The organism is Bacillus sp. AR4-2 (genome assembly GCF_008274865.1).
GTDB lineage: Bacteria > Bacillota > Bacilli > Bacillales > Bacillaceae_G > Bacillus_A > Bacillus_A cereus.
Genome location: NZ_CP031062.1, coordinates 2,099,064 through 2,120,404, shown reverse-complemented (window position 1 = coordinate 2,120,404; position 21,341 = coordinate 2,099,064). Strand labels below are relative to the sequence as shown.

Here is a 21,341-nt window from a genome sequence, read left to right as displayed (position 1 = left end):
GTCGAAAATTCGTTATTATTAATGATGGGTGTCGGTCAAACACCCATCTGGCGGGCGGCGCTAACAACTCCCCAGTTGTTCTTATTTACTAAGTACATGTCGCTCGCCAATATAATTTACACGAGGACGGAACAAACGATTATTTGCATGTTGCTCAATAACGTGCGCACATAACCCCACTGTTCTAGAGCTAAAGAAGATTGGTGTGTAAAGTTGAATTGGAATACCTAGCATCCAATATACTGGAGCTGCATAATAATCAAGATTTGGATAAATTCCTTTTTCTTTTTCCATAATCTTTTCTCCAGCTTCACACATTTCATATAGTGTATAATCACCTTTTACATCACATAACTGTTTTAAAGCTTCCTTCATCATAAGTGCTCTTGGATCCATCTTCTTCATATAAACACGGTGTCCAAAGCCCATAATTTTTTCTTTGTTATATAGTTTCTTCTGTAATAACTCTTCAAATTTCTCAACATTACCAGCTTCTAAAAGCATGTACATAACCGCTTCATTTGCACCGCCATGTAAACTTCCTTTTAAAGATGCAACTGCACCTGTTAAAGCACCGTATAAATCTGATTGTGTTGATGCAATAACGCGAGCTGTAAATGTAGAGTTTGGCATTTCATGCTCACTATATAAAACAAGGGAACGATCAAAGATCTTTTCCTCAAGTTCAGTTGGTTTTTTACCAGTTAACATATAGAAGAAATTCGCACTATAAGATAATTCTTTAAGAGGTTCAATTGGCTCCTCATTATTTAAAATATGATAGCTATTCGCTACAATGTTTGGCACTTTACTTAACAGCTTGTACCCTCGGCTTTTATTCACTTCTAACGAGCGGTTTTCGATATCATTATCGTAACCAGCTAACGCTGACACACCTGTACGTAATCCATCCATGGGATGCGTCTCTTTAGGCAATGCCTTTAGTACGTTGAATACACCTTCTGGTACTGCATATTCTTCTTTTAATTTCTTTTCAAGTGTTACTTTTTCATCTTCATTCGGTAGGTGTTCCTCCAATAAAAGGTGCACAATGTCTAAATACTCTTTTGTTTTTGAGAGTTCGATTAAGTCATACCCTTGAATTACAATTTCACCTTTTACTGTGTCAAGAAACGAGATTTTCGTCTCCGCTGCCACTATACCATCTAATCCCGGGGAAAATTTCTCTTCAGCTTTCATCATTATTTCCTCCAATCCTAATAGATCTTCGTGCACATAACTGTAAGCCTTTACAATATTGTGAAACTACATTTCTATTTCAATGTATCAGAGTTTTTAGAAGATTTCAATTTATTTTATAATGATAAGTTTCCTACACTTTTCTTACTGTAACAATACAATTTTTTGAAAATAATTCTTATATTTTATAAAGAAAGGATAGACTTCTTTGCGTATTTTCAAAAACAAGATATAAAGATTTTTCATATAACACCGCCAAATATACAATTATTCTAATTTTATTTGAGAAATAGAAAAAACGAGCTGTACATAAATACAGCTCGTTACTATATGATATTTATTTCACTATCTCTTAAATATAATTTTTATATAAAACTTATTCATTTTTAATAAAGTTATTATTTTACATAATTAAATTGAATTTCTTCCATTTCCTCATGATAACTTACAAATAAATCATAGTTTTGAAAATACCAAAGATCATCAGAATCTACAAAAAATATAATACCTTCCTTCTCAACTGACACTATTTCGCCATCGGGTTTCTCAGCAACAACCCCTAAAGAATATCCGGGCTGAATTGAACTATCCCCTCCGTACCTTACAGTAACACGTACAGATTCACCGTGCTTTATACGTAATTCTTCCTGGAACCATTGCAGAGCTTTACGATCAATTGAAATTCTCATCTTTATTCCTCCAGTTTACGCAAACTCTTTTTTTCCTAATCGTTGTTTTACAAAGAAGACGAAAATAATTAAGGCTATCAATGCTGAAATTGCACTCCCTGAAAATAAAATACGATAACCAAACATTTGTGAAACAACTCCAAGTAAAATAGCACCTAACCCGATTCCTAAATCAAACGCTGTAAAAAATGAAGCATTTGCAACTCCTCTTTTACTCGGATCGACAATTGTAAGCATTGCCGCTTGCAAAGCTGGCTGCGCTGAACCAAATCCAATACCGTATAATGTTGCTGCGATAATTACACCTATCAAACCATTTGAGATAGTTAAAACAACTATAGCTAAAATAGTAATACATAATGCTGGAAGTATGATGAATACTTCTCCATACTTATCTAATAGTTTCCCTGAAATTGGTCTTACAATTGTTAATGCAATTGCATATACAAGAAAGAAAGTTCCCGGGTTTACATGAATTGATGATGCAAATAACGGTAAAAAGGTTGTTATTCCTCCATATGCAAACGATAAAAAGAATACTACAATCGTGATTGTTAATACGGATTTCTCAAATAGCTGAATTTTCCCTTTTTCTTTTTGTGGCGTAAATGGGATCTTCGTTATTAATGATAATACAACTGCCATAAAAGATAACAACGTCGCTAATAAAAATAGACCATCAAATGAATAATTTTGCACAACCCATAATCCAATCATAGGTCCAATCGCCATTGCAATTGTCATCGCCATCCCATACCAACCCATACCTTCACCGCGGCGTGAATCTGGAATAATATCCGTTATTGCTGTTCCAACAGCTGTTGTAGAAACAGCCCATGTTACTCCGTGAATAACACGTAAAACAGCTAAAAGGACAATAGTCGATGCTATATTATAGGAGTACATCGTTAAGCCAAAAAAGATGAGTCCGAAAATAATAAAGGATCTTCTACCATATTGATCTAACATTCCTCCAATAATCGGTCGTATTACAACAGCAGCTATTGTAAACATCCCCATCATAAGTCCAACTTGCGATTCATTGCCACCTATCTCTTTAATAAAGAGCGGGAGCGTTGGAACAAGTAAATAAAATCCTGTAAATAAAAATAACATTGCGAAAGTCATTTGAATAAATGATTTCGTCCATAATCGTTCCATAAAAATACCTCCATACACTCGTAAAATATTACGATTAACACCCTCATTGTACATTTTATTGATCTCTTTTCCCTCCGCAAATAGACGTATCTTTTCATATTAAATAGTCCACCATCAGCTTACATTAGTCTTAAGACTTTGTACGCATATTTTAAACGAAAGTCCTATATATGTACCTTTATACGTGTGAAAAGAATATACTAATTTATTCTCACAACTTAGGAGTGATTATTTTATGTGGGTATTATCATCAAGAGTAACTGTCGCGGTTCCTTCGATACCCGAAATACATGCCCCCGCCGTTCATACAGCAAGTTCCGATGTCGGCATTGAACTTCCAGCAATTTGGCAACAATACCAATCACCAGGTCAAGCTACCCCTTCATTTTGGCATCATGGTGCCCATCCAAGTAGCACTACCTTTTATCATCCTAGCCACGCTCCACTACCTCAGGCTCAAGTCTTTTATCATTTCCCATCAATTTATTTTCAAAATTTTTATGGTACGTTTAACATTTAAAACACATCATTTCATAGCTACTACATTTAAACGAAAAAAGCACTTAAGATTGTAATTTTCACAAATCTTAAGTGCTTTTTAATATTTTTTATAAATTTTTCTTATTGCCCATTATTAGCAGGGGTCTCTCCTGCATTACCGCCAGTCTCTGGTTGTGTGGTCGCTGGTGGAGTTGTATTTCCTTGACCTCCTCCATTATTTGCCGGAGGTGTCGTATTTCCTTGACCTCCTCCGTTATTTGCTGGAGGTGTCGTATTTCCTTGACCTCCTCCATTATTTGCTGGAGGTGTCGTATTTCCTTGACCTCCTCCATTATTTGCTGGAGGTGTCGTATTTCCTTGACCTCCTCCGTTATTTGCTGGAGGTGTCGTTCCTTGGCCATTTCCATTATTTTGTTCTTCTTGTTTCTTTTGCTCTTCTAGTTTCTTTTGTTCTTCTTGCTTCTTAAGTTCCTCTTGTTTCTTTTGTTCTTCTTGTTTTTTCAGTTCTTCTTGTTTCTTTAATTCTTCTTGCTTTTTCTCTTCTTCAGTTTTTTGCTGTTGATCTTGTTTTGGTTGCTCCGTTGTATCCGGTACGCTAGTATTTGGCGATGAATCACGTTTTTCACCTTTTATACGTAGCTCACTACCTTCTTGAATAACACTACTTGGCATTTTAAAGCGTGATTTATCTGTAGCCATTTCGCTCATCATTTCTTTAAAGATCAACTGTGCAATTTTCGTATTTTTACTACTAATATACTCGTCTTTACCATCTTTCATATACCCAGTCCATACTGCCATCGTATATTGCGGTGTATATCCAGCGAACCAACTATCACGAGTTGCACTTTCTGGAATTTTATATTGAGCTAATTGCTTTGATGAATAGTTTGTCGTACCCGTTTTACCAGCTACATCTAAGGAGCCTACATTTGCCGATGTACCAGTACCAGATGTAACTACAGAACGAAGCATATCAGTAATCATGTATGCGGTAGAATCTGTCATAACTTGTTTTGGTTTTTGTCCAAAACTTTGTGACTTACCGTCTGGATAAACGACTTTCTTAACAAAATGCGGTTTCGTATATTTACCTTCATTACCAAATGCCGCATAAGCACCCGCTATTTCAGTTGGCGATACTTCATTTGTACCAATCGCTGTCGATTCTGTCGGTGCTGTATTAAATGTAATACCTAGTTTCTCAGAGAATTCTTTTGATTTACTAATCCCTACTTCTTTTGCAGTTTTAATTGCAGGAATATTACGCGACATTTTTAATGCTTCACGCATTGTAATTGGACCCATATGACTTCTATCTGCATTTCGTACTTCTTGTCCCGTTGAATACTTAAATGGAGAGTCATCAATTTGATGGTACGTAGCCCATTTTAAATATTCAATTGCAGGAGCGTAGTCGAAAATCGGCTTCATCGTTGAACCAGCTGCACGATCTAATTCAATTGCCATATTATGCCCTTTAAATACAGCTTTATTTTCTCCACGGCCACTACCTATAGCACGAACTTCTCCTGTTTTCGTATCCATAAATGTGAATGCACCTTGGAATTTATCGTTCGGATAATCAATGATATTATTATTTAAAATATTATCAGCAAGTTTCTGTGCTTTCGGATCTAACGTTGTATAAATTTCTAAACCGTCAGAACCGATATTAGCATCTGGTAATTCTTTTTCTACTTCTTTCACAACTGCATCCATAAATGCAGGGTATGGCATTGTTTGTAGTTGAGTTGCAGGCTTGAGTCCCTTTTCTACGTCAACTTTTATTGCTTCTTCCATTTCCTGTTTTGTTATATATCCATGTCGGTTCATTAAACTTAGAACAACATTTCTTCTTTCTGTTGCTTTTTGAACATTTTCTTTTTTCGTTGGATCATAGTTATTCGGTGCTTTCGGTAAACCTGCAAGCATCGCAACTTCTGGTAATGTTAAGTCCTTCAATTCTTTACCATAGTAGTTTTGTGCTGCTGTTGCGATCCCATATGAACGGTTTCCTAAGTTAATTTTATTTAAGTACATCTCTAATATTTCATGTTTTGAATACTGTTGTTCTAGCTTATAAGCTAAATATATTTCTTGCGCCTTACGCTTTGGTGTTTTGTCCATTGATAAGAAGTAGTTTTTAATAACTTGCTGTGTTATCGTACTTCCACCTTGAGAACCATAATCCCCTTTAAGACTTACTAGAACAGCACGGGCAGTACCTTTAAAATCTACTCCGCTATGCTCATAAAAACGTGAATCTTCTGTCGCTAAAAATGCATTTTCTACTAATTTAGGTATTTGCTCATACGTAACATTCGTCCTTTTTTCTTTTCCATATTCATATACCAAATCCCCGTTTTTATCATAAATTTTTGAGGATAACGGATTAACAAGTTTTGCTTTCTCAAGTTTTGGTGCATCCTTAATCATTACGAAAAAGGTAGCAACCCCCGCCACTAAACCAACAATACCAAGTAATAAACAAGTAATTAAAAACTTGCGAAAGAATGATGTTTTACCTTTTGGCTTTTGTGTTTTAGAAGCTGGTTGTTTTTTCTTTTTAACTTGTCGTCGTTCCTCTCGAGAACGATAATTTTCTGACATGTTACTTTCTCCTGCCTTTCAATTCTCCCGTTGATTTACTTAAAAATATTGAGGTCACTTTCTAAAATGAATTTGATTAAGAAAGTATATTGACCTGGAGCATTCAATATTTTCCCAATTCACAGATTATAAATTTTAGAATACTTCTTATACAAACTATTTTCACTTCTATTTTTCCTAATAACGCTGCCCCTTGAAGCATAGAATGTAAAAAGTGAATTTTTAATACCTCGTATAAATAATATACCTTTTTTTCAAATGGTCAATATTTTCTTATTTATAAATCAAAGGTGAAATAAAAATAGCACAACGATATGTACTTCGTGTGAACTTCCTTATAATTACGTATAACAAACATTTAATATATTGCATATAAGTATAATACCTCTTAAATTATAAGGATTTCAACATCACAACCTCAACATCTACAAAAAAGTATTAAAAATGAAAAGTGAGGAGTTGCGTAATGATGAAGCTATCTCCCGTAATTTCAAAAAATATAGTTGCTGTTGGTTATAATCCTTTTTCTATGATTTTGCGAATCCAATTAAAGAATGGTATGTACGATTTCTTTAATGTACCAGAAAGTATTTATACTGGCCTATTACATGCACAATCTAAAAGTTATTATCATAATACTTACATTAAAAATTCTTTCCGCCACACAAAAATCTAAACTTAACACCCACTAAAAAAGAAAGGAGGTTAATCCTCCTTTCTTTTAAAAACATTTTGCAGATGAATTATCTTCGATTCCTCTTATTAATTTCATCATATGCTTGAATTTGTTTTTTCAAACGCCGATCAGCTTTTTTATCATGCACTACAAGAATTGCATGTATAACTCCTGGAACCCAAAATATTAATGTTAATATGAAATTTATGATTGCCTGAATTGGTTTTCCACAAAATAATACAGCAACAGGTGGAAGAAGAATTGCTAATAAATACATCATCCCTTGAAAACTCCTTATTTTGTATTTTATATATCACTTTTCAAAATATACGCAAAAAAACCTACTACCATTTTAATCTTAACCTACCTCTAAAATCAATGTATCTCCTTCTATTTAAATAAGTATTTCAGACTTTTTATTGTTTTCTAGCCTATTTTCTTCCTCTATTGCAGTTACTCCAATTGCAGAAATTAACGTTCCTATCGCTTGTATCCAAATACCAATGAGTGCAATGATTCTCTCATCCTTCTTATCAAAAATACTATCTTCATTTTCTCTCTCATCTTTCAATACATTTGAAACACCTTGATACGCTTGTAATCCAGCCCCTAAACTTTGCATGGAGTTACCCAGTATAATAATTTTCTGTAATACATTTATATCCAACAAAGCTGCTTCTACTCCTAAAAAAGCACCGATCGATTGTAAACTGTTCCCTGTAATGATAAGATAATCATTTTCTTTCAATTGTTCATTTATATTAAAATATGTTCCTATTACATTTGATATATTGCCTAATGCTAATAACTCAATTCCTATTTGATCAAGTAATTTACTTTGATTCTCTAAGCCTATATTTTGATTTTCTCTTTTTTCTTCCCCATCATCATAATTGCTCGCAATGATTTGTAATATATATCCGAGGGCTTGTAATGAGCTTCCTACAATAACAAGATCCGATTCAACCTTCTCTTCTCCAATAAATCCTCTTGTCGTTCCAATAGCAGCTGTAAGATTCCCTCCCACTTGAAACCATGCCCCTGTCACTTTTAAACTGCTTGGATTCATTTTTATCACCTATTTAAATATTTTCTAAAGCTTTCAAAACAAACAAATCTCACCCTTAATCTTTTATTTTATTTTTTAGATGTAATTTTGTGAATGATATAATGTGCTACTAATATAAAAGCACCTTAAAGGTGCTTTTTATATGCATGCTGGGCATGTCAATGAATCTCCATTTTTATCTATTGTTATATTCAATATATATTCAATTGCTTTATGTGACCAAGTTTCAGGTGTAGGCGATTCATTTATATATTGTGGCGCACATGACTTCAGCATTGGAGTACTAATACTCCCTCCAGGATCTAAAGCAACTACAGCCATGCCATGGGGTAATTCCAGGGCCATAGATTTAGTGATACCTTCAATAGCAAATTTCGAGGCACAATATGGCGCAAGCTCAGCCTCACCTTCTCTCCCCCAACTAGAACTCATATTAATGATAATTCCTTCTTTCCTAGCTACCATCGCTGGAACAAATGCTCTTATTACATTTACTACACCATTCACGTTTACATTCATTACATTTTCGAATTCTTGAGCCGTAATTTTCCAAAGTTGTGCATTTTGATTTACAATCGATGCATTATTTATTATCATATCGGGAGCTGTATGTGTATTAAGTATATAATTTGCCCAATTGTTAACTTGCTGAGAATCTGAAACATCAATTACTTGGAAATCATGTATTTTACTGTACTGTTTTTTTAGTTCTTCAATTTTATCTTTTGAACGTCCACAACCATATATGTTCCACCCTAATTCATGAAATCGATCAACCATCGCACGCCCTAACCCTTGTGTCACGCCTGTAATAATTACAGATTTACTAATTTCTTTTCGCTTCATTTCTCTCATCCTCCTTCCCTATATCTTACTCTCTTCATTTTTATTCAGCGATTTACTATAGTATCAACTCAACTCATACTTTAGTAATGGTTTTGATATTGTATACATAAACCAAAAAAGTAACCATCATGGTTACTTTTTGCTATATATCTAAAAATTCATTGTTTATTTCATTATTGTTTTTACATTTCAACTTCTCTTTTCCACATTTCTCACACTGGTAAATATAAACTACACCTAATGTACCTTTTTTAAAATTCTCATTATCCTGCATCTTAATAAAAATATATTTATGTTTACAATGCGATTCACCCAAATAATTTTTAAACCACTTTTTCAACACAACACATTCCACCTTTATGATAGAACCTTTATTTAGCTGCTTTATTACATACTTTTATTTAAATGTTCAATCTCATCTTGCAACTTTTTAAATTGCTCAAAATGCATGGTAATAGATTGACTACTACCATAATCAACATTTTGTTTCACTAATATAACACCCGTATCATGAAAAAGCGCTTCAAGTTCTTTCCTAATAGACACTTTCGCAATATGAGCTGTTTTAATTGCAGATAAAATTGCAATTTCATTAAACTTTAATTTTATTTCATTTGGACAAAATGCGTCTTCAACTAATATAACTTCATTACTATAAATTAGTGCAACAAGATTACTTGATTTGGCATCTGTTAAATCAACTTTTTTCATAATATCTTTCATTACATTTTGCCTCCTTTATTTTCATATATATCAATTATACAAATTTTTTAAAAAAATTACTCAACTTTATTATATTAATTTTAACACACTTTTATTGAAATCCATGCTCCAAACGTTTTACTATTCCACAATTTTTATTATATGAACCATCTGGACTATAACTCCATATAGTAATGTTAACAACTTATTATAAAGCAGGTGAAAATTATGCCATCAGTTGTAGGAAATTTAGTTGTACAAAATAGTAATGGATCATTTAACTTAGGTGATTTCTACAACGTTTCTCCGAAAGAAAATACGAAAGCTTATAATGGTTCCGGCGCATCAAACGTTGGTTTTGTTGTTAATACTTTTAGCGGTGTTAGCGCGACCAATACATTTGATTCTGACCTTGCAGATCAAAACCAAGTGGGTACAGCCTAATCTTATGTTCAACTTTTTGTATAGAAAATTTTAATTTGTCTATACTATAATCAGGCTGTTTGACAGCTCTTATCGATTTTGGAGTACCCTATCTTTTTCTCCCTTTCCCTGGGGCTCAGCAGCTAGCACAAAGCTAGCTGCTTTTTCTTATATTATTTGTCTCATAAATCAGAAATAAAAAAAGCTGCCATTTAATATTCAGCTTCTTTTACATTATTTCAATAATATCCATAGCGTTAAATACGTAAGTTTTATAAAAGGCGTCTGTACAAATTACAATTTGTTTTACCGGATTGATATGTACAACAGTCATGTAGCTTGTTAATATGTAACCATCTTCAAAATATGTTACCAATATTTCTTTCTCAGACAGTAATGACGTTAATAATTTATCAGAAATCCTCTCTTTTGCTTCATTTGTTAAAAGCGGTTTTTGTACTTTTAATTTCTCTCCAATAATCTTTCTCATATTTAAAAGTTGTTCGGACATTACTGTAAACGGAACCCACTCTCTTTCTTCTTTTTGTATCTTTACATCGTTCATTTTTTATCTCCTTGATCATTTATACATTTATTTATTCATGCTATCCCTTAGTTATTTTTAATACTTACTAAACTCGAATTTACTTCTAAACTATAATTAGGTTACCTCTTAAAAGAACATTCGTTCTTATTATACACGAACTTACGTTCCTTTGAGAAGAGCTATACTTATTATTTCTTAACAAAAAACATAATTTTATTTATCTCCATATTTTTTCCTTTATCAAATAAACTTTTCATTTCTTATATAAAATGCATATAAAAACTAAAAGGCGACTTCACACAAAGTGAAATCGCCTTTTTCTAAAAAATATTCAAAGCTTATTTTTCTATCCTAACTAATGTTCTTTCTGGAATACATAATTCATCTATATTAAAATGATTTATTTTTAATTTCAATTCCCCTACTCGTTCCTTATCTTCATCACCAACCCAACAACTGAATAATTCAAAATAGTCTCCATCTTCCAAATAACCTTCCATAATCTTGCATAAAGTTAAAAGTTTTTCTTTCGCTTCTTTTTTTTCCTTTACGTTTTGCCACTCGACAAGTTCAATTCCCCAACTAGTTGAAACCTCATATATGTAATTTTTTTGGAATTGATACTCTTGTACAATTTCAAGCATACTTTCATCTGCAAAACATGGTCCAAAAACAATTACATCATTAGAATCGGGCTCCGTTAACGGAATTTCTACATTACAGCCTATGTAACTTGCTAAACTCATTTTATACTCCTCCAATATTCGTATAAAAAATACTTCATAGTATATTTATTTACTCAAATATAAAATCCCTGCCTAAACAAAAAAGTTTTAAATTTTTTCGTTTATTAACCATCTATAACTGAACACATATACTATGATGAACGAACTCACAAAGCATAAGAAAAGGGAGCATTTACAACACTCTCTTTTCTTACATACTCTATGGAACTTTACAAAACTGAATCAGTGATTTTTATTATTATATTTCATTACATATACTTAGGTTGTACTATTATATGTAACTCTCTCTCTGTATCCGCTTTTTTCGGATGACGAAAATAATTAAGTTCGTACTTTAACACTTTATACTCAACAATTCCGATTTTAATCCCTTTCGTTTCTTTTAATATAGCTAATAAATCACTTATATTTTCATCATATGACTCAAAAATTTTCGCTCCGCCCTCTCCTTGAAAGATTACTTTCATATATTCTCCCCACCTTAATTTATTGATGTGGTAAATGATGCGTTTAAAACGATTCATTCTTTATCCTAAAATTTTCACAACAAAAAGAGCATCCTTTCCAATCGAATGCTCAGCTTTTTACTAATTATCCATGTTAAATATTTATTCAAAAACATTATATGTATTATTTTTTAAATTATGTTCGATATTCATTATTAAAGAGTAAATATATGTAATAAACTTGCATAATGAAAACCGTAGAATATCCACTTTCGTTGAAATAATTATAAACCATAATTTTCCATTGTAATTCTTAATATTTAAATGTAATATTGTATTGTCTTACTATCTATTTATAACTCACACACTAATTAGAAAAGGGAACTCTATATGAGTTCCCTTTTCTAATTATGATTACAGTCATTATTTCTTTTCTAGAAATTTAAATGTATCTTTAAATTCTTTATTATTCACTTTAATATCAGCATCTTTCAATAAATCATTGACTACTTGTTGTTTCCATTTACCTGTCGTATCTTGTAGTCTTTGTTGTTCTATATCTTTACGAATTTTATCCTTTACTTCATCAAATGGCTTCAATTCTTTTTTATCCGTCACTTTAATAATATGGTAACCGTAAGTTGTTTTAACCGGATCACTTACTTGGCCTGCATCTAATTTATACGCAGCTTCCTCAAATTCTTTCACTGTTTGCCCAGGAGCAAAACCAGATATTTCCCCGCCCTGTTCCTTTGAACCAGTATCCTCTGAATACTGTTTTGCTAAGGCAGCAAAATCTTCACCATTATTTACTTTCTCCTTTATTTCTTTAGCCGTTTTTTCATCTTTCACTAAAATGTGACTTACTTTCATTTCTGGTTTATAGTTATTTTTCACATCTTTATCTGTAACTGTTGCTTTAATCGCTTTCTCAAATGCAATTTCTGGCTTCATTTTTTCTTTTAATTCATCTTCGTTTTTCAACCCAAGTTGTTCTAAAGTCGATTTAAAGTTCTCACCCATTTTATCTTTTGCTTCTTCTACTTTCTTTTTTGCTTCCTCATCTGAAACTTTATATTTATCTAACAATGCCTTACTTAACATCATTTGATATAAAGTACTTTCTCCATATTGTTGTCGTAATTCTTTACTTAATTCTTTCTCTGTAACATTCCCTACTTTTGATGTTACTACGTTGTCTGAGGAACCACATGCAGATAATGCTAGCATCACGCATGAAATAATTGTTCCAATAAATATTTTTTTCTTTTTCAATTCAAATACCTCACTTTTATCATTATGCAAATTAACTATACACAGTCATTGTGAAAACAGTGTGTTTTCTACATGTAATTCATTTCATATGAGTAGACTATGTATCATGTATTTTCATTTTTAAACGTAAAGAGTCTTCTTACTATTATGTATAGTAAGAAGACTCTTTACATACTCCTTAAAAACAATACTGCCGCTATAGTTACTTAATAATTACATGTTTTTCAGGTATCCAACTATTCTGCCCGATATCTATCGCATTTCCCACTCTACCCCACACTCGAAAAGATGTCGATCCATCTATATTCCCTTTATAATTCATACATTCAGGCTCTTCATAATAATTTACTCCGTAACCGACAGGATATTTCGAAGTTGCATAAAACCATTTCACATTAAAATGTTTTAAATATGCCCACTGCTTATCGTTCCCTAAACAAATCATATCTTGCTCACCGCCTCCCCAATAACTTGTTAAGATTAAATATGGAATTTTCTGAGTGAGTGCACCTGTAAATTGAGGGGTCATGGGAGTTTCATATAAATTTATTCCGTATCCATCAGGATATTTCGAAACTGCAATACCAATGCCATTCGGTTGCTGTGTATAAACTATGTTAGATTGATTTGCTTTGTTGGAATCTATAAACCAAGAAAGTGAATTATTTCCTACTAATCGATTCAGATCACATTTCCCAATACCAGGAACATTCCCTGAATCCGTATATTGCCACATATCGCATGGATATGCTGGCTTATTCCCTCCATAACGAGGGATCCATATGAAATCAGCTTCAATATTACATGCTCCAAATGATAAATACGTGTGATGCCCTACGTATAATCCTACTTTTTCCGCACCTAAACGGCGTAATTCATCAATAAATGCCTGTGTCCCGCCTTGCATATCTACCATCGTTTGAACTTCTATGTCCGCTACCCAAAACTTAGCAGATTGATCACCACGATTCCAAAAATCTTGTGCCTCTTTCTTTGCATCAGCAATAGATATAAAACGGCAAAAAGCATAATTACCGAATGGGATACTATGCTTTTTCATTTCACTAACATAATTTTGATACATAAAATCCACCGTATTAGAGCCATCTTGAACTCTAGCAATCACTAAATCTAGCTGAGATGCTGCAATATCCCAATTAATAGTTCCATTCCATTTTGAAATATCTACAATATACCCCATGCATTCCAGCTCCTTTTGAATGTCTTATTCATAGCTTGTTTTATTGTAAGCCTCCTCTCTCTAAAACTAGCTATCTATAATATAAATAAAAAGAATCTTTACTGTTTTTCAAAATATATTCTCTTTCAGAAATATTTCTATCAACTTTAACATGTATGCCACATAAAACATTCGAAATATACCCTACTATTCATTTATTATGTAATCTCGTCCTATCAATCATTTTTACAGATATTAAAAGAAAATTCCCTGTATTATTAAATTATAACTTTCAGTATCGATTTCCTTTCAACTAAAAAATTTCATCCCTCATTTTCTATATACTCTTAAGTCAAAATTACTACCTCTACATGAAATTTGAGATTTAGAAAAATTTTAATTAATTGAAGTTTACTCCTATTAAATTGCTATTTTCCAACCTGAACACTATTGGTGCATAAAAAAGACATTTTCTATTACTGAAAATGTCTTTTTACAGTTTAATAAAACAACTTTGGTGCTAAATCTGTATTTTGTAATTGTGAGTTTTCACTGCTCATAACACAACTTGTGGAAAATAGAATTGGGATACCACAAACCTCATCATTCATTACATCACGAAACACATTGGCAGCAACACCTGTAAATGTTTGACATAAGTTAGAAATATCGTCATTGAAAAACTGAATGACTTCCGCAGCGAAAACCGGAAAAACAACATTCGGTCCGCCAGGGAGCTGAGGCTGTACCACAACTTGTTCAAAATAAGGATTATTTTCTAGTGCTACTTGAAATAAATGAGCTATTTCAAATGCATCTAGTGGACAAGGAAATGGATTTACAATTTCATTCTCATTATTCGTTACAATAACTGTCACACTTACATTCCCAAATTGTACAAAAGATTTTAAAAGCGTTGCTAATGCTCTCGCTTTTTCGTTGCTTAACGCATGCACTAAAATAATATAATTACCACCAACAGGAATAAGCGGCCCAACTGTAACAGTTGGATCAGCACCTATTGAATTTTTTAATTCATTAAAATATGTGATCCACGGTGGCGAAAGCTGAGCTTGTACATTTTCTTCCACTATTTTATACTACCTCCTTATACCATTCTTACTAACATAATATGTAACAAACAAAAAAATGCATTAGTTATATTAACCATTTGCGTATTTATTGATTATATTAATTAAACATTTTATTTCCCATTCTCAATTTCCCCTTTACATCTTTAAGCACTTTTACTACTATAAAATTCTTTATTATAAGCAAATCCACTGAAATTTCATATTATACTAATACGACTCTATATCCATTAAATTATAATACTCAATATTAGGAGCTGATTTCATGGAAAAAAAACCTATCGTGTTCAAAATCCCACCAAATTCAAAGCTAAAAATTACATTTTTCGGTCCTTGTAACGAAGTAATTACAAATGTGTCTATAATTAATCAACTATGCACCCCTAAATGTCAAACTATCACGCAATACCCAGACTTTAAGAAATATGTAACGGAAGTACGATCGCTATCCCGCTGTTAGTCCGCATAATGCACGATTTTCACAACTTTATTACCTAAAATAACCGAGAAAGAAAATAACTGCATTCCTAGACTAAAATTACTCATGTTATGATATTCCATTGATAATTCATTGATTTTTTACACGTTTTTATGAAAAGAACATATATTATCGTATGGAGATTATCCACTCATAAAACCTATCTTTCTTTGGAGCGTACTTTTTATGTATGCTCTTTTTTTATGTAACCGTCCCCCTTCTAAATTGACCAACAATATATTAAAATTCTTTATATACTCAAGGAGGTCAAATATGTTCAAGTTGCATCCAATACTACTCATCTTAGGATTGATTTTGTTTTTATATAGTGTAATCGCCTTTATGCTATTCTTTTCAGTGTATTAGCATTCCCTACACAAATCTATGTTCAATATATAATTTCTATATAGTAAAGAAAAAACATAATGATACGATTTTTTATGTATTCCGTCTTTCTTGTTCTATAAGAAAACTAGTAAACTTACTAACAATGCGTTTTTACAAGCATGTTACTTATTATTCTGTTTATTATCTGAAGAAGGTTGAAGCCCCTACAAATTAAACTACGCTTTACCTATTTACTTATATATTTTAGAAAAACAATAATAATCCCCTACCATTTGGTAAGGGGATTAACTAAACCTACTAAAAAACATTTAATGATCAGTTTTATTTAGTTGGAGAAGGAAATCTTGCTGCTTCAAAATGTGCACCATCTTCTAAAGGACTTAAAACTCCATCTATACTACTTTGTGCATAAATCTCAACTTCATCCCCTGCATTCAATTGAACAATCGTCGAAACACTTACGACATTTCCAAAACTTATTGGACCAAAAAAGTCATTATCTATAGCTATCGCTGCGTTTCCATTCACACGAATTTCTACACGCGCTCTATAATTTAAAGTTGGATCGTTTGGAAAGAAACCAATCGTTCCAATAATAGAATATACACCTTTAGTCTTCGGCATAAAAATAGATGTTGCTGGATTATACTCATTCGCTAAATCAAATTGTTCATTTTGAAATAACACTTTCACAAAAGTATTAGCAGGAACATTTTGATTCACAGTATTTCTAGCTCTAAATGCCGATGCTCTAACAAGATTGTCCTTGTTATCATGACACTTACTAGTGTTCTTACAACAATCATGATGCTTATTTTTATACTCCTTACAATACTTACAGTAGTAATAACAAGACATACTGATTCCCCTTTCAAACTTATTACTATATATTATGTAAGATTGATTTATAAGGTTTGGACTAGCTATTTTTATTATTCATAAGGGCGCTATTAATCTGCACCCTTATTTATATACACCACTTCATTCCTTACTAGTTATAAGTTGTATATAGTTCCATATGGAATAGTAAGAAAAGAACTTCCGTACGGTGTAACATGATGTACTGGGTAAAAATACTCTACGGATGAGTAATATGGTTGTACTCCTTGCTGCTGCATTTGCATTTGTTGTTGCATTTGCAATGCTTGTTGAATAGCTTGGACTGTACTTTGTGCTCCACTATACGTTATAGATGTACCATATGCTGGTCGCATACCAGTTTCAGAATTAAAATATGAATAAAACATGATTCTCAGCTCCCTTCCCGTATAATTTATTACAAATTATATTATGATTCTTTATTTCAGTGGGTACTATAAAGCTAGTCCGCTCGCTTATATTCAAATGACAAAATAAAAAAGTAGCTGCTAGACTACTTTGACTCCTTCTTATCACCAAATGAAATGATATACATATTCTCCTGTTACACGCTCATTAATTCCCGCAACCCTAACGAACCTCAGTAAATCCGCTCCTTGAAGGAAATATACCGAAATCGTAACCGGTACTTGCGACCACATGAATTGATAAAGCTCATTCACTCTCTGATTCGTCGTAACGATTAAATCATTTACAGGTCCATGATTCCATGCAGAGGTTTGAACTGAAGTGAAAGAAAGGTCTTTCCCATTAACCACTATTCTTGATACGCTTTGAGTTATGTCCACAATAATCCCCTCCAACATTACAAAAATTGGACCTTTTTTAGTTCATATTATTATAAATATTCTTGACTGCAATAAATGTTTAAGGCAAATCCCTAATAAAGTGAAACTTTAATCAGTGGGGGTCTTACTGCCCGTTAATGCAGGATAATTTTTTTATTCATATCCCTCAATTCCCATTACAACCATATAATTTCTAACTTGATTCAATTTTTGTAATTAATATAAAAAGGCATCTTAATTAGATGCCCTTTACTTATCTTCCACTACAATTCTACTATTAAAATAGCAACGCCAAATCCGATGCAAACCAATCCTATCAATATAAATATAAATAGCAATTGGAATCCCCCATAAATCACTGATTATTTCTATAATATGCACCAGCACACTAATAATAAAGTGAAACTTTAATCAGTGGGGGTTTTGTTTATCCCCACTGATTATTAGTTGAACCAATCGGGCTTTTACGGGCAGTTGATCCCCCACCTAACTTCTTTGCTCCCGCTGAATTTTGAGGTGGAGGTATTACTGCCCGTTAATGCGGGGTAAAATCTTTAAACCCACTGAAACTATGTTCCTTTGTCTCTCTGATTCCATCAATTACAGTCAGACAAACAATAAAAACACCTAAACCAATTAATATAAAACCTAATACAAGCATTCATATATCCTCTTTTTTCTTTTATCTCCTATTAACGAACATTTTCACATTAAAATTCAGTACATACGAGGAAGTTAGATAAAAAATTAACTACCCGTAAAACCTTATTAGTGTGTACTAATAATTAGAGGGAAGGCCCTCCTCTTCACCTTATATTATCATGAAAGGATATGAGCTTCGGAGTTATTTCTTTATAAAATAAAAAATAGCTAATTCACTACTTAAAAAGTAAAAAAGCATCAGATTGACTAGTATGTAGATGGTTAAATGCATGTAAAATGTTTTTAAATTATCTACTCTTTTTTTAGCTCGGAAGTAACTCTCATCTCGTCCCATCTTTATACACCACTTTCTTAATCACACTGAACGCAATATTCAATTGATGAGTTTGTCATTTCGTTACCTCCAATTAACGCCTTTGTTCAATGTAGTAATTTTCTTGTATAATAAAAGTTAATTAATCTAGAAGGGATTCTGAGAAAGAGCGAAAAATCAGCTGGAAAGCTTATCGATTTAAATATCTATTCGAAATTAATAAGCGATTAATTTTAGTCACTCTGCCCATACTCAATCAAAGTGTGGGCTTCTTTAATTTCTGTATAAAATTCAAAAGTTTGACACAATCCTGGAAAAAGCTTATAAAGAAAAGTGAGGTTCCATTATTTTCACACTTAGTAGCGCAGTCATGTTACATATAATTTTATAAGTGTGAACGAACTACAAAACTAAAAAACAAATAATAAGTTTGCAACATGTTTGCAAATACGAATTTTGCATATAAATTCGTGTGATATTGAAAGGAGTTTTACTTATGAAAGAAATTAAAACAGAACAAGAATTCAAAGACATCATCGCAAGCGAGGAGCCTGTAGTTGTTAAGTTCTTTACTACATGGTGCCCAGATTGCGTACGTATGGACAACTTTATCGGAGATGTAATGGAAGAGTTCAATAAATTTGAATGGTACTCTATCAATAAAGATGAGTTTCCAAGTATCGCTGAAGAGTATCAAGTAATGGGTATTCCAAGTTTACTTGTATACCAAAACGGTGAGAAGCTAGGCCACTTACATAGTGCTAATGCAAAAACAGAAGAGCAAGTTACTGAGTTTTTAGAAGCATACTAAAATGAAAGCCCTCTGGAAAATATTTTTCAGAGGGTTTTCATCTATTTTCACAATTATCTTTTGAAGTTTTTCATCGTTTAATGAATTACACCTTGTCCTGATAAGAATAATACGTAGTAAGAAAAGTATTCGTTTCCTCATCCATCTACCCTCCTATCTCTTTAGTAAATAAACTCCAATTAGGTTCACACCTTGACTTTGTACTTTTCAACATATTTTTCCTTTACGAAACTTTGTTATCCCCTTCTTAAAAAGCTATAAAACGTCAACAATGTTTGTATAGACCCACACGACTTTCGTTTGATACTCTATTTATAGAAAGAAATTCCTTTAAAGAAAGGTGAGTGATTAAAATGGATACTCTTTCTCATAAAGAAGCTGATAAAGGTGCTATTGTCAGCATTATGGCCTACATATTTTTATCCTCTATGAAAATCATCATCAGTTATATTACCCTCTCTAGCGCATTACGCGCTGACGGTTTAAATAACTTAACGGATATCGGTGCTTCTTTAGCGATATTAATTGGTCTAAAAATATCTCGTAAACCTCGTGACCCAGATCATCCGTATGGGCATTCGCGTGCCGAACAAATCGCATCACTTGTTGCGTCCTTCATTATGGCAACAGTCGGATTAGAAGTTGTTATTAGTGCCATTCAATCTTTCTTAAATCCGAAACAAGCAGCGCCTAATGTACTCGCTGCATGGGTTGCTTTATTTTCTGCTGTCGTTATGTACTGCGTGTATTTGTATACGAAAAAAATTGCAGCACGAACAAAAAGTAAATCATTAGAAGCCGCTGCAAAGGATAATTTATCAGATGCACTCGTAAGTATTGGTACCGTAGTAGGTATTGTCGGTTCTCAGTTCCAAATGCCTATTTTAGACCCTATTGCCGCTTTAATTGTCGGTCTTATTATTTGTAAAACTGCATGGGAGATTTTCGTAGAATCTTCTCATATGCTAACAGATGGAATTGATCCTGATAAAATGGAAGAATACGCTGATGCTATTGAGCATATTGGCGGTGTGGAAAACATTGTAGATATTCGAGCACGTATGTATGGGAATCAAACGTATGTTGATATTACAATTGAAGTAGATGCTCGCATGGATGTTGGAGAAAGTCACTGTATTACCGACAACATCGAAGCTATGCTGCGCAAAAAATTTGGAATTTACCATGCACACATTCATGTTGAGCCAATGAAAAAAGAACCTATTATGACATAGGTTCTTTTTTTATGAACGTTTTATGGAATATAACACATAAAACGAGCCAGCTACCGCCAGCTGCCCATCCTGCTAATATGTCAGATGGATAGTGCACGCCAAGATATATTCGGCTAACTGAAATAGATAATACAACAAAGCTTGCTATAAGAATAATTAACAATTTTTTATGCAACGAAATACGCTCTTCAGTAATTGTGACGTATGCAATAAATCCTAAAAAAGCAGTAGCATTCATCGTATGACCGCTCGGAAAACTATATCCAGTTGCAGTAACAAGCTGCGTAACATCAGGTCTTGCTCGTTCGTACCATAGTTTAAGCATACTGTTTAAATAACGAGATCCGTAGTAATTAATTGTTAGAAGTAACGCACTAAGCAACTTTTTTCTAACGAGAAAATACATTACAAGAATAATGAGTAATGGAAAATATATTCTTTTGGAACCGATAAAAGACACCCAAGTAAAATAGGTCGTCAAATAATCGTTTCGAAAGCTTTGAATAAAATGTGCGACTATATTGTCAAAGTTCTCAATACAAGCGGTATGATACGAAAGTGATAATACGACAAAACAAATGAGTAACGTAAAACTTAGCAAGTATAAATGTCGATATCGTTTCACATACATAACCTCACTATGCAAAAAAATGGAGCGGTT

25 protein-coding genes and 1 pseudogene are annotated in these 21,341 nt (G+C 32.8%); 6 read left to right on the top strand and 20 right to left on the bottom strand.

Annotation, left to right across the window (positions count from 1 at the left end; all coding sequences use genetic code 11):
- Window positions 1-81: 81 nt before the first annotated feature.
- From mmgD to DN399_RS11040, 3 genes are all read right to left on the bottom strand, one after another.
- Window positions 82-1,203, bottom strand: coding sequence for a citrate synthase (gene mmgD / locus DN399_RS11050; RefSeq protein WP_002041090.1), 1,122 nt, complete (start codon window positions 1,201-1,203; stop codon window positions 82-84).
- Window positions 1,204-1,598: 395 nt separating this feature from the next.
- Window positions 1,599-1,889, bottom strand: coding sequence for a HesB/YadR/YfhF family protein (locus DN399_RS11045; RefSeq protein WP_006918536.1), 291 nt, complete (start codon window positions 1,887-1,889; stop codon window positions 1,599-1,601).
- Between the two features lie 15 nt (window positions 1,890-1,904).
- Window positions 1,905-3,050, bottom strand: coding sequence for an MFS transporter (locus DN399_RS11040; protein WP_000440662.1), 1,146 nt, complete (start codon window positions 3,048-3,050; stop codon window positions 1,905-1,907).
- 235 nt (window positions 3,051-3,285) lie between these two features.
- Between DN399_RS11040 and DN399_RS11035 the strand changes: the two genes are divergently transcribed.
- The gene (locus DN399_RS11035) at window positions 3,286-3,570 is read left to right on the top strand and encodes a hypothetical protein (protein WP_000270101.1); all 285 of its coding nucleotides are present in this window, start codon (window positions 3,286-3,288) and stop codon (window positions 3,568-3,570) included.
- A 101-nt stretch (window positions 3,571-3,671) separates the two neighbouring features.
- On the opposite strand, the gene DN399_RS11030 is transcribed toward DN399_RS11035, so the two are convergent.
- On the bottom strand, window positions 3,672-6,164 hold the full coding sequence (locus DN399_RS11030; RefSeq protein WP_001293958.1) for a PBP1A family penicillin-binding protein: 2,493 nt from the start codon (window positions 6,162-6,164) through the stop codon (window positions 3,672-3,674).
- Window positions 6,165-6,630: 466 nt separating this feature from the next.
- On the opposite strand from DN399_RS11030, the gene DN399_RS11025 reads away from it, so the two are divergent.
- Entirely contained in the window at window positions 6,631-6,840 is a 210-nt protein-coding gene (locus tag DN399_RS11025) for a KTSC domain-containing protein (RefSeq protein ID WP_000977081.1), read from the top strand.
- A 67-nt stretch (window positions 6,841-6,907) separates the two neighbouring features.
- Here the strand turns inward: DN399_RS11025 and DN399_RS11020 are convergent, their stop codons facing one another.
- The 5 genes from DN399_RS11020 to DN399_RS11000 form a co-directional block, all read right to left on the bottom strand.
- Window positions 6,908-7,120 carry a YqaE/Pmp3 family membrane protein gene (locus tag DN399_RS11020; RefSeq protein WP_000990233.1) on the bottom strand — a complete coding sequence of 71 codons (213 nt, stop codon included), beginning with the start codon at window positions 7,118-7,120 and terminating at the stop codon, window positions 6,908-6,910.
- A gap of 114 nt (window positions 7,121-7,234) precedes the next feature.
- Window positions 7,235-7,909, bottom strand: a complete 675-nt coding sequence (locus tag DN399_RS11015; RefSeq protein WP_001070038.1) for a DUF6944 family repetitive protein — start codon at window positions 7,907-7,909, stop codon at window positions 7,235-7,237.
- Window positions 7,910-8,047: 138 nt separating this feature from the next.
- Complete coding sequence (locus DN399_RS11010; RefSeq protein WP_000823062.1) at window positions 8,048-8,755, bottom strand: SDR family oxidoreductase; 708 nt, start codon at window positions 8,753-8,755, stop codon at window positions 8,048-8,050.
- 142 nt (window positions 8,756-8,897) lie between these two features.
- Window positions 8,898-9,098, bottom strand: coding sequence for a hypothetical protein (locus tag DN399_RS11005; RefSeq protein ID WP_000915146.1), 201 nt, complete (start codon window positions 9,096-9,098; stop codon window positions 8,898-8,900).
- Window positions 9,099-9,142: 44 nt separating this feature from the next.
- The gene (locus tag DN399_RS11000) at window positions 9,143-9,478 is read right to left on the bottom strand and encodes a hypothetical protein (RefSeq protein WP_000651907.1); all 336 of its coding nucleotides are present in this window, start codon (window positions 9,476-9,478) and stop codon (window positions 9,143-9,145) included.
- A 207-nt stretch (window positions 9,479-9,685) separates the two neighbouring features.
- On the opposite strand from DN399_RS11000, the gene gerPF reads away from it, so the two are divergent.
- Window positions 9,686-9,901, top strand: a complete 216-nt coding sequence (gene gerPF / locus DN399_RS10995; RefSeq protein WP_001141569.1) for a spore germination protein GerPF — start codon at window positions 9,686-9,688, stop codon at window positions 9,899-9,901.
- Between the two features lie 208 nt (window positions 9,902-10,109).
- Here the strand turns inward: gerPF and DN399_RS10990 are convergent, their stop codons facing one another.
- The 6 genes from DN399_RS10990 to DN399_RS10965 form a co-directional block, all read right to left on the bottom strand.
- A complete protein-coding gene (locus DN399_RS10990) occupies window positions 10,110-10,445 on the bottom strand; it encodes a YolD-like family protein (RefSeq protein WP_002024004.1) in 336 nt (111 codons plus the stop codon).
- 320 nt (window positions 10,446-10,765) lie between these two features.
- Window positions 10,766-11,173, bottom strand: coding sequence for a hypothetical protein (locus DN399_RS10985; protein WP_006925988.1), 408 nt, complete (start codon window positions 11,171-11,173; stop codon window positions 10,766-10,768).
- A 248-nt stretch (window positions 11,174-11,421) separates the two neighbouring features.
- A complete protein-coding gene (locus tag DN399_RS10980; protein WP_000864271.1) occupies window positions 11,422-11,640 on the bottom strand; it encodes a hypothetical protein in 219 nt (72 codons plus the stop codon).
- Window positions 11,641-12,042: 402 nt separating this feature from the next.
- Window positions 12,043-12,894, bottom strand: a complete 852-nt coding sequence (locus DN399_RS10975) for a peptidylprolyl isomerase PrsA (protein WP_000727348.1) — start codon at window positions 12,892-12,894, stop codon at window positions 12,043-12,045.
- Between the two features lie 202 nt (window positions 12,895-13,096).
- Window positions 13,097-14,095: a glycoside hydrolase family 25 protein gene (locus tag DN399_RS10970; RefSeq protein ID WP_149149550.1), complete on the bottom strand. Its 999-nt coding sequence runs from the start codon at window positions 14,093-14,095 to the stop codon at window positions 13,097-13,099.
- A gap of 479 nt (window positions 14,096-14,574) precedes the next feature.
- The gene (locus tag DN399_RS10965) at window positions 14,575-15,165 is read right to left on the bottom strand and encodes a hypothetical protein (protein WP_086389047.1); all 591 of its coding nucleotides are present in this window, start codon (window positions 15,163-15,165) and stop codon (window positions 14,575-14,577) included.
- A gap of 265 nt (window positions 15,166-15,430) precedes the next feature.
- Here DN399_RS10965 and DN399_RS10960 point away from each other — a divergent pair, with 265 nt between their 5' ends.
- Window positions 15,431-15,625, top strand: a complete 195-nt coding sequence (locus DN399_RS10960; RefSeq protein WP_000412555.1) for a hypothetical protein — start codon at window positions 15,431-15,433, stop codon at window positions 15,623-15,625.
- A gap of 687 nt (window positions 15,626-16,312) precedes the next feature.
- Here the strand turns inward: DN399_RS10960 and DN399_RS10955 are convergent.
- From DN399_RS10955 to DN399_RS10940, 4 genes and pseudogenes are all read right to left on the bottom strand, one after another.
- A complete protein-coding gene (locus tag DN399_RS10955) occupies window positions 16,313-16,849 on the bottom strand; it encodes a C1q-like domain-containing protein (protein WP_016122449.1) in 537 nt (178 codons plus the stop codon).
- Between the two features lie 137 nt (window positions 16,850-16,986).
- Complete coding sequence (locus DN399_RS10950) at window positions 16,987-17,238, bottom strand: DUF3947 family protein (RefSeq protein WP_000500100.1); 252 nt, start codon at window positions 17,236-17,238, stop codon at window positions 16,987-16,989.
- Between the two features lie 144 nt (window positions 17,239-17,382).
- Window positions 17,383-17,658, bottom strand: a complete 276-nt coding sequence (locus DN399_RS10945) for a hypothetical protein (protein WP_000355695.1) — start codon at window positions 17,656-17,658, stop codon at window positions 17,383-17,385.
- Between the two features lie 892 nt (window positions 17,659-18,550).
- Window positions 18,551-18,655: pseudogene (locus tag DN399_RS10940) on the bottom strand (2TM domain-containing protein); the annotation flags it as partial.
- 475 nt (window positions 18,656-19,130) lie between these two features.
- Between DN399_RS10940 and DN399_RS10930 the strand changes: the two are divergent.
- Both DN399_RS10930 and DN399_RS10925 read left to right on the top strand, forming a co-directional pair.
- Window positions 19,131-19,445 (top strand): thioredoxin family protein, encoded by a 315-nt coding sequence (locus tag DN399_RS10930; RefSeq protein WP_000658787.1) that lies wholly within the window; start codon window positions 19,131-19,133, stop codon window positions 19,443-19,445.
- A 353-nt stretch (window positions 19,446-19,798) separates the two neighbouring features.
- Window positions 19,799-20,680, top strand: a complete 882-nt coding sequence (locus DN399_RS10925) for a cation diffusion facilitator family transporter (protein WP_000380385.1) — start codon at window positions 19,799-19,801, stop codon at window positions 20,678-20,680.
- Here the strand turns inward: DN399_RS10925 and DN399_RS10920 are convergent.
- Window positions 20,670-21,305 (bottom strand): phosphatase PAP2 family protein, encoded by a 636-nt coding sequence (locus DN399_RS10920; protein WP_000833370.1) that lies wholly within the window; start codon window positions 21,303-21,305, stop codon window positions 20,670-20,672. The two genes, DN399_RS10925 and DN399_RS10920, sit on opposite strands and share 11 nt — an antisense overlap.
- Between the last annotated feature and the right edge of the window lie 36 nt (window positions 21,306-21,341).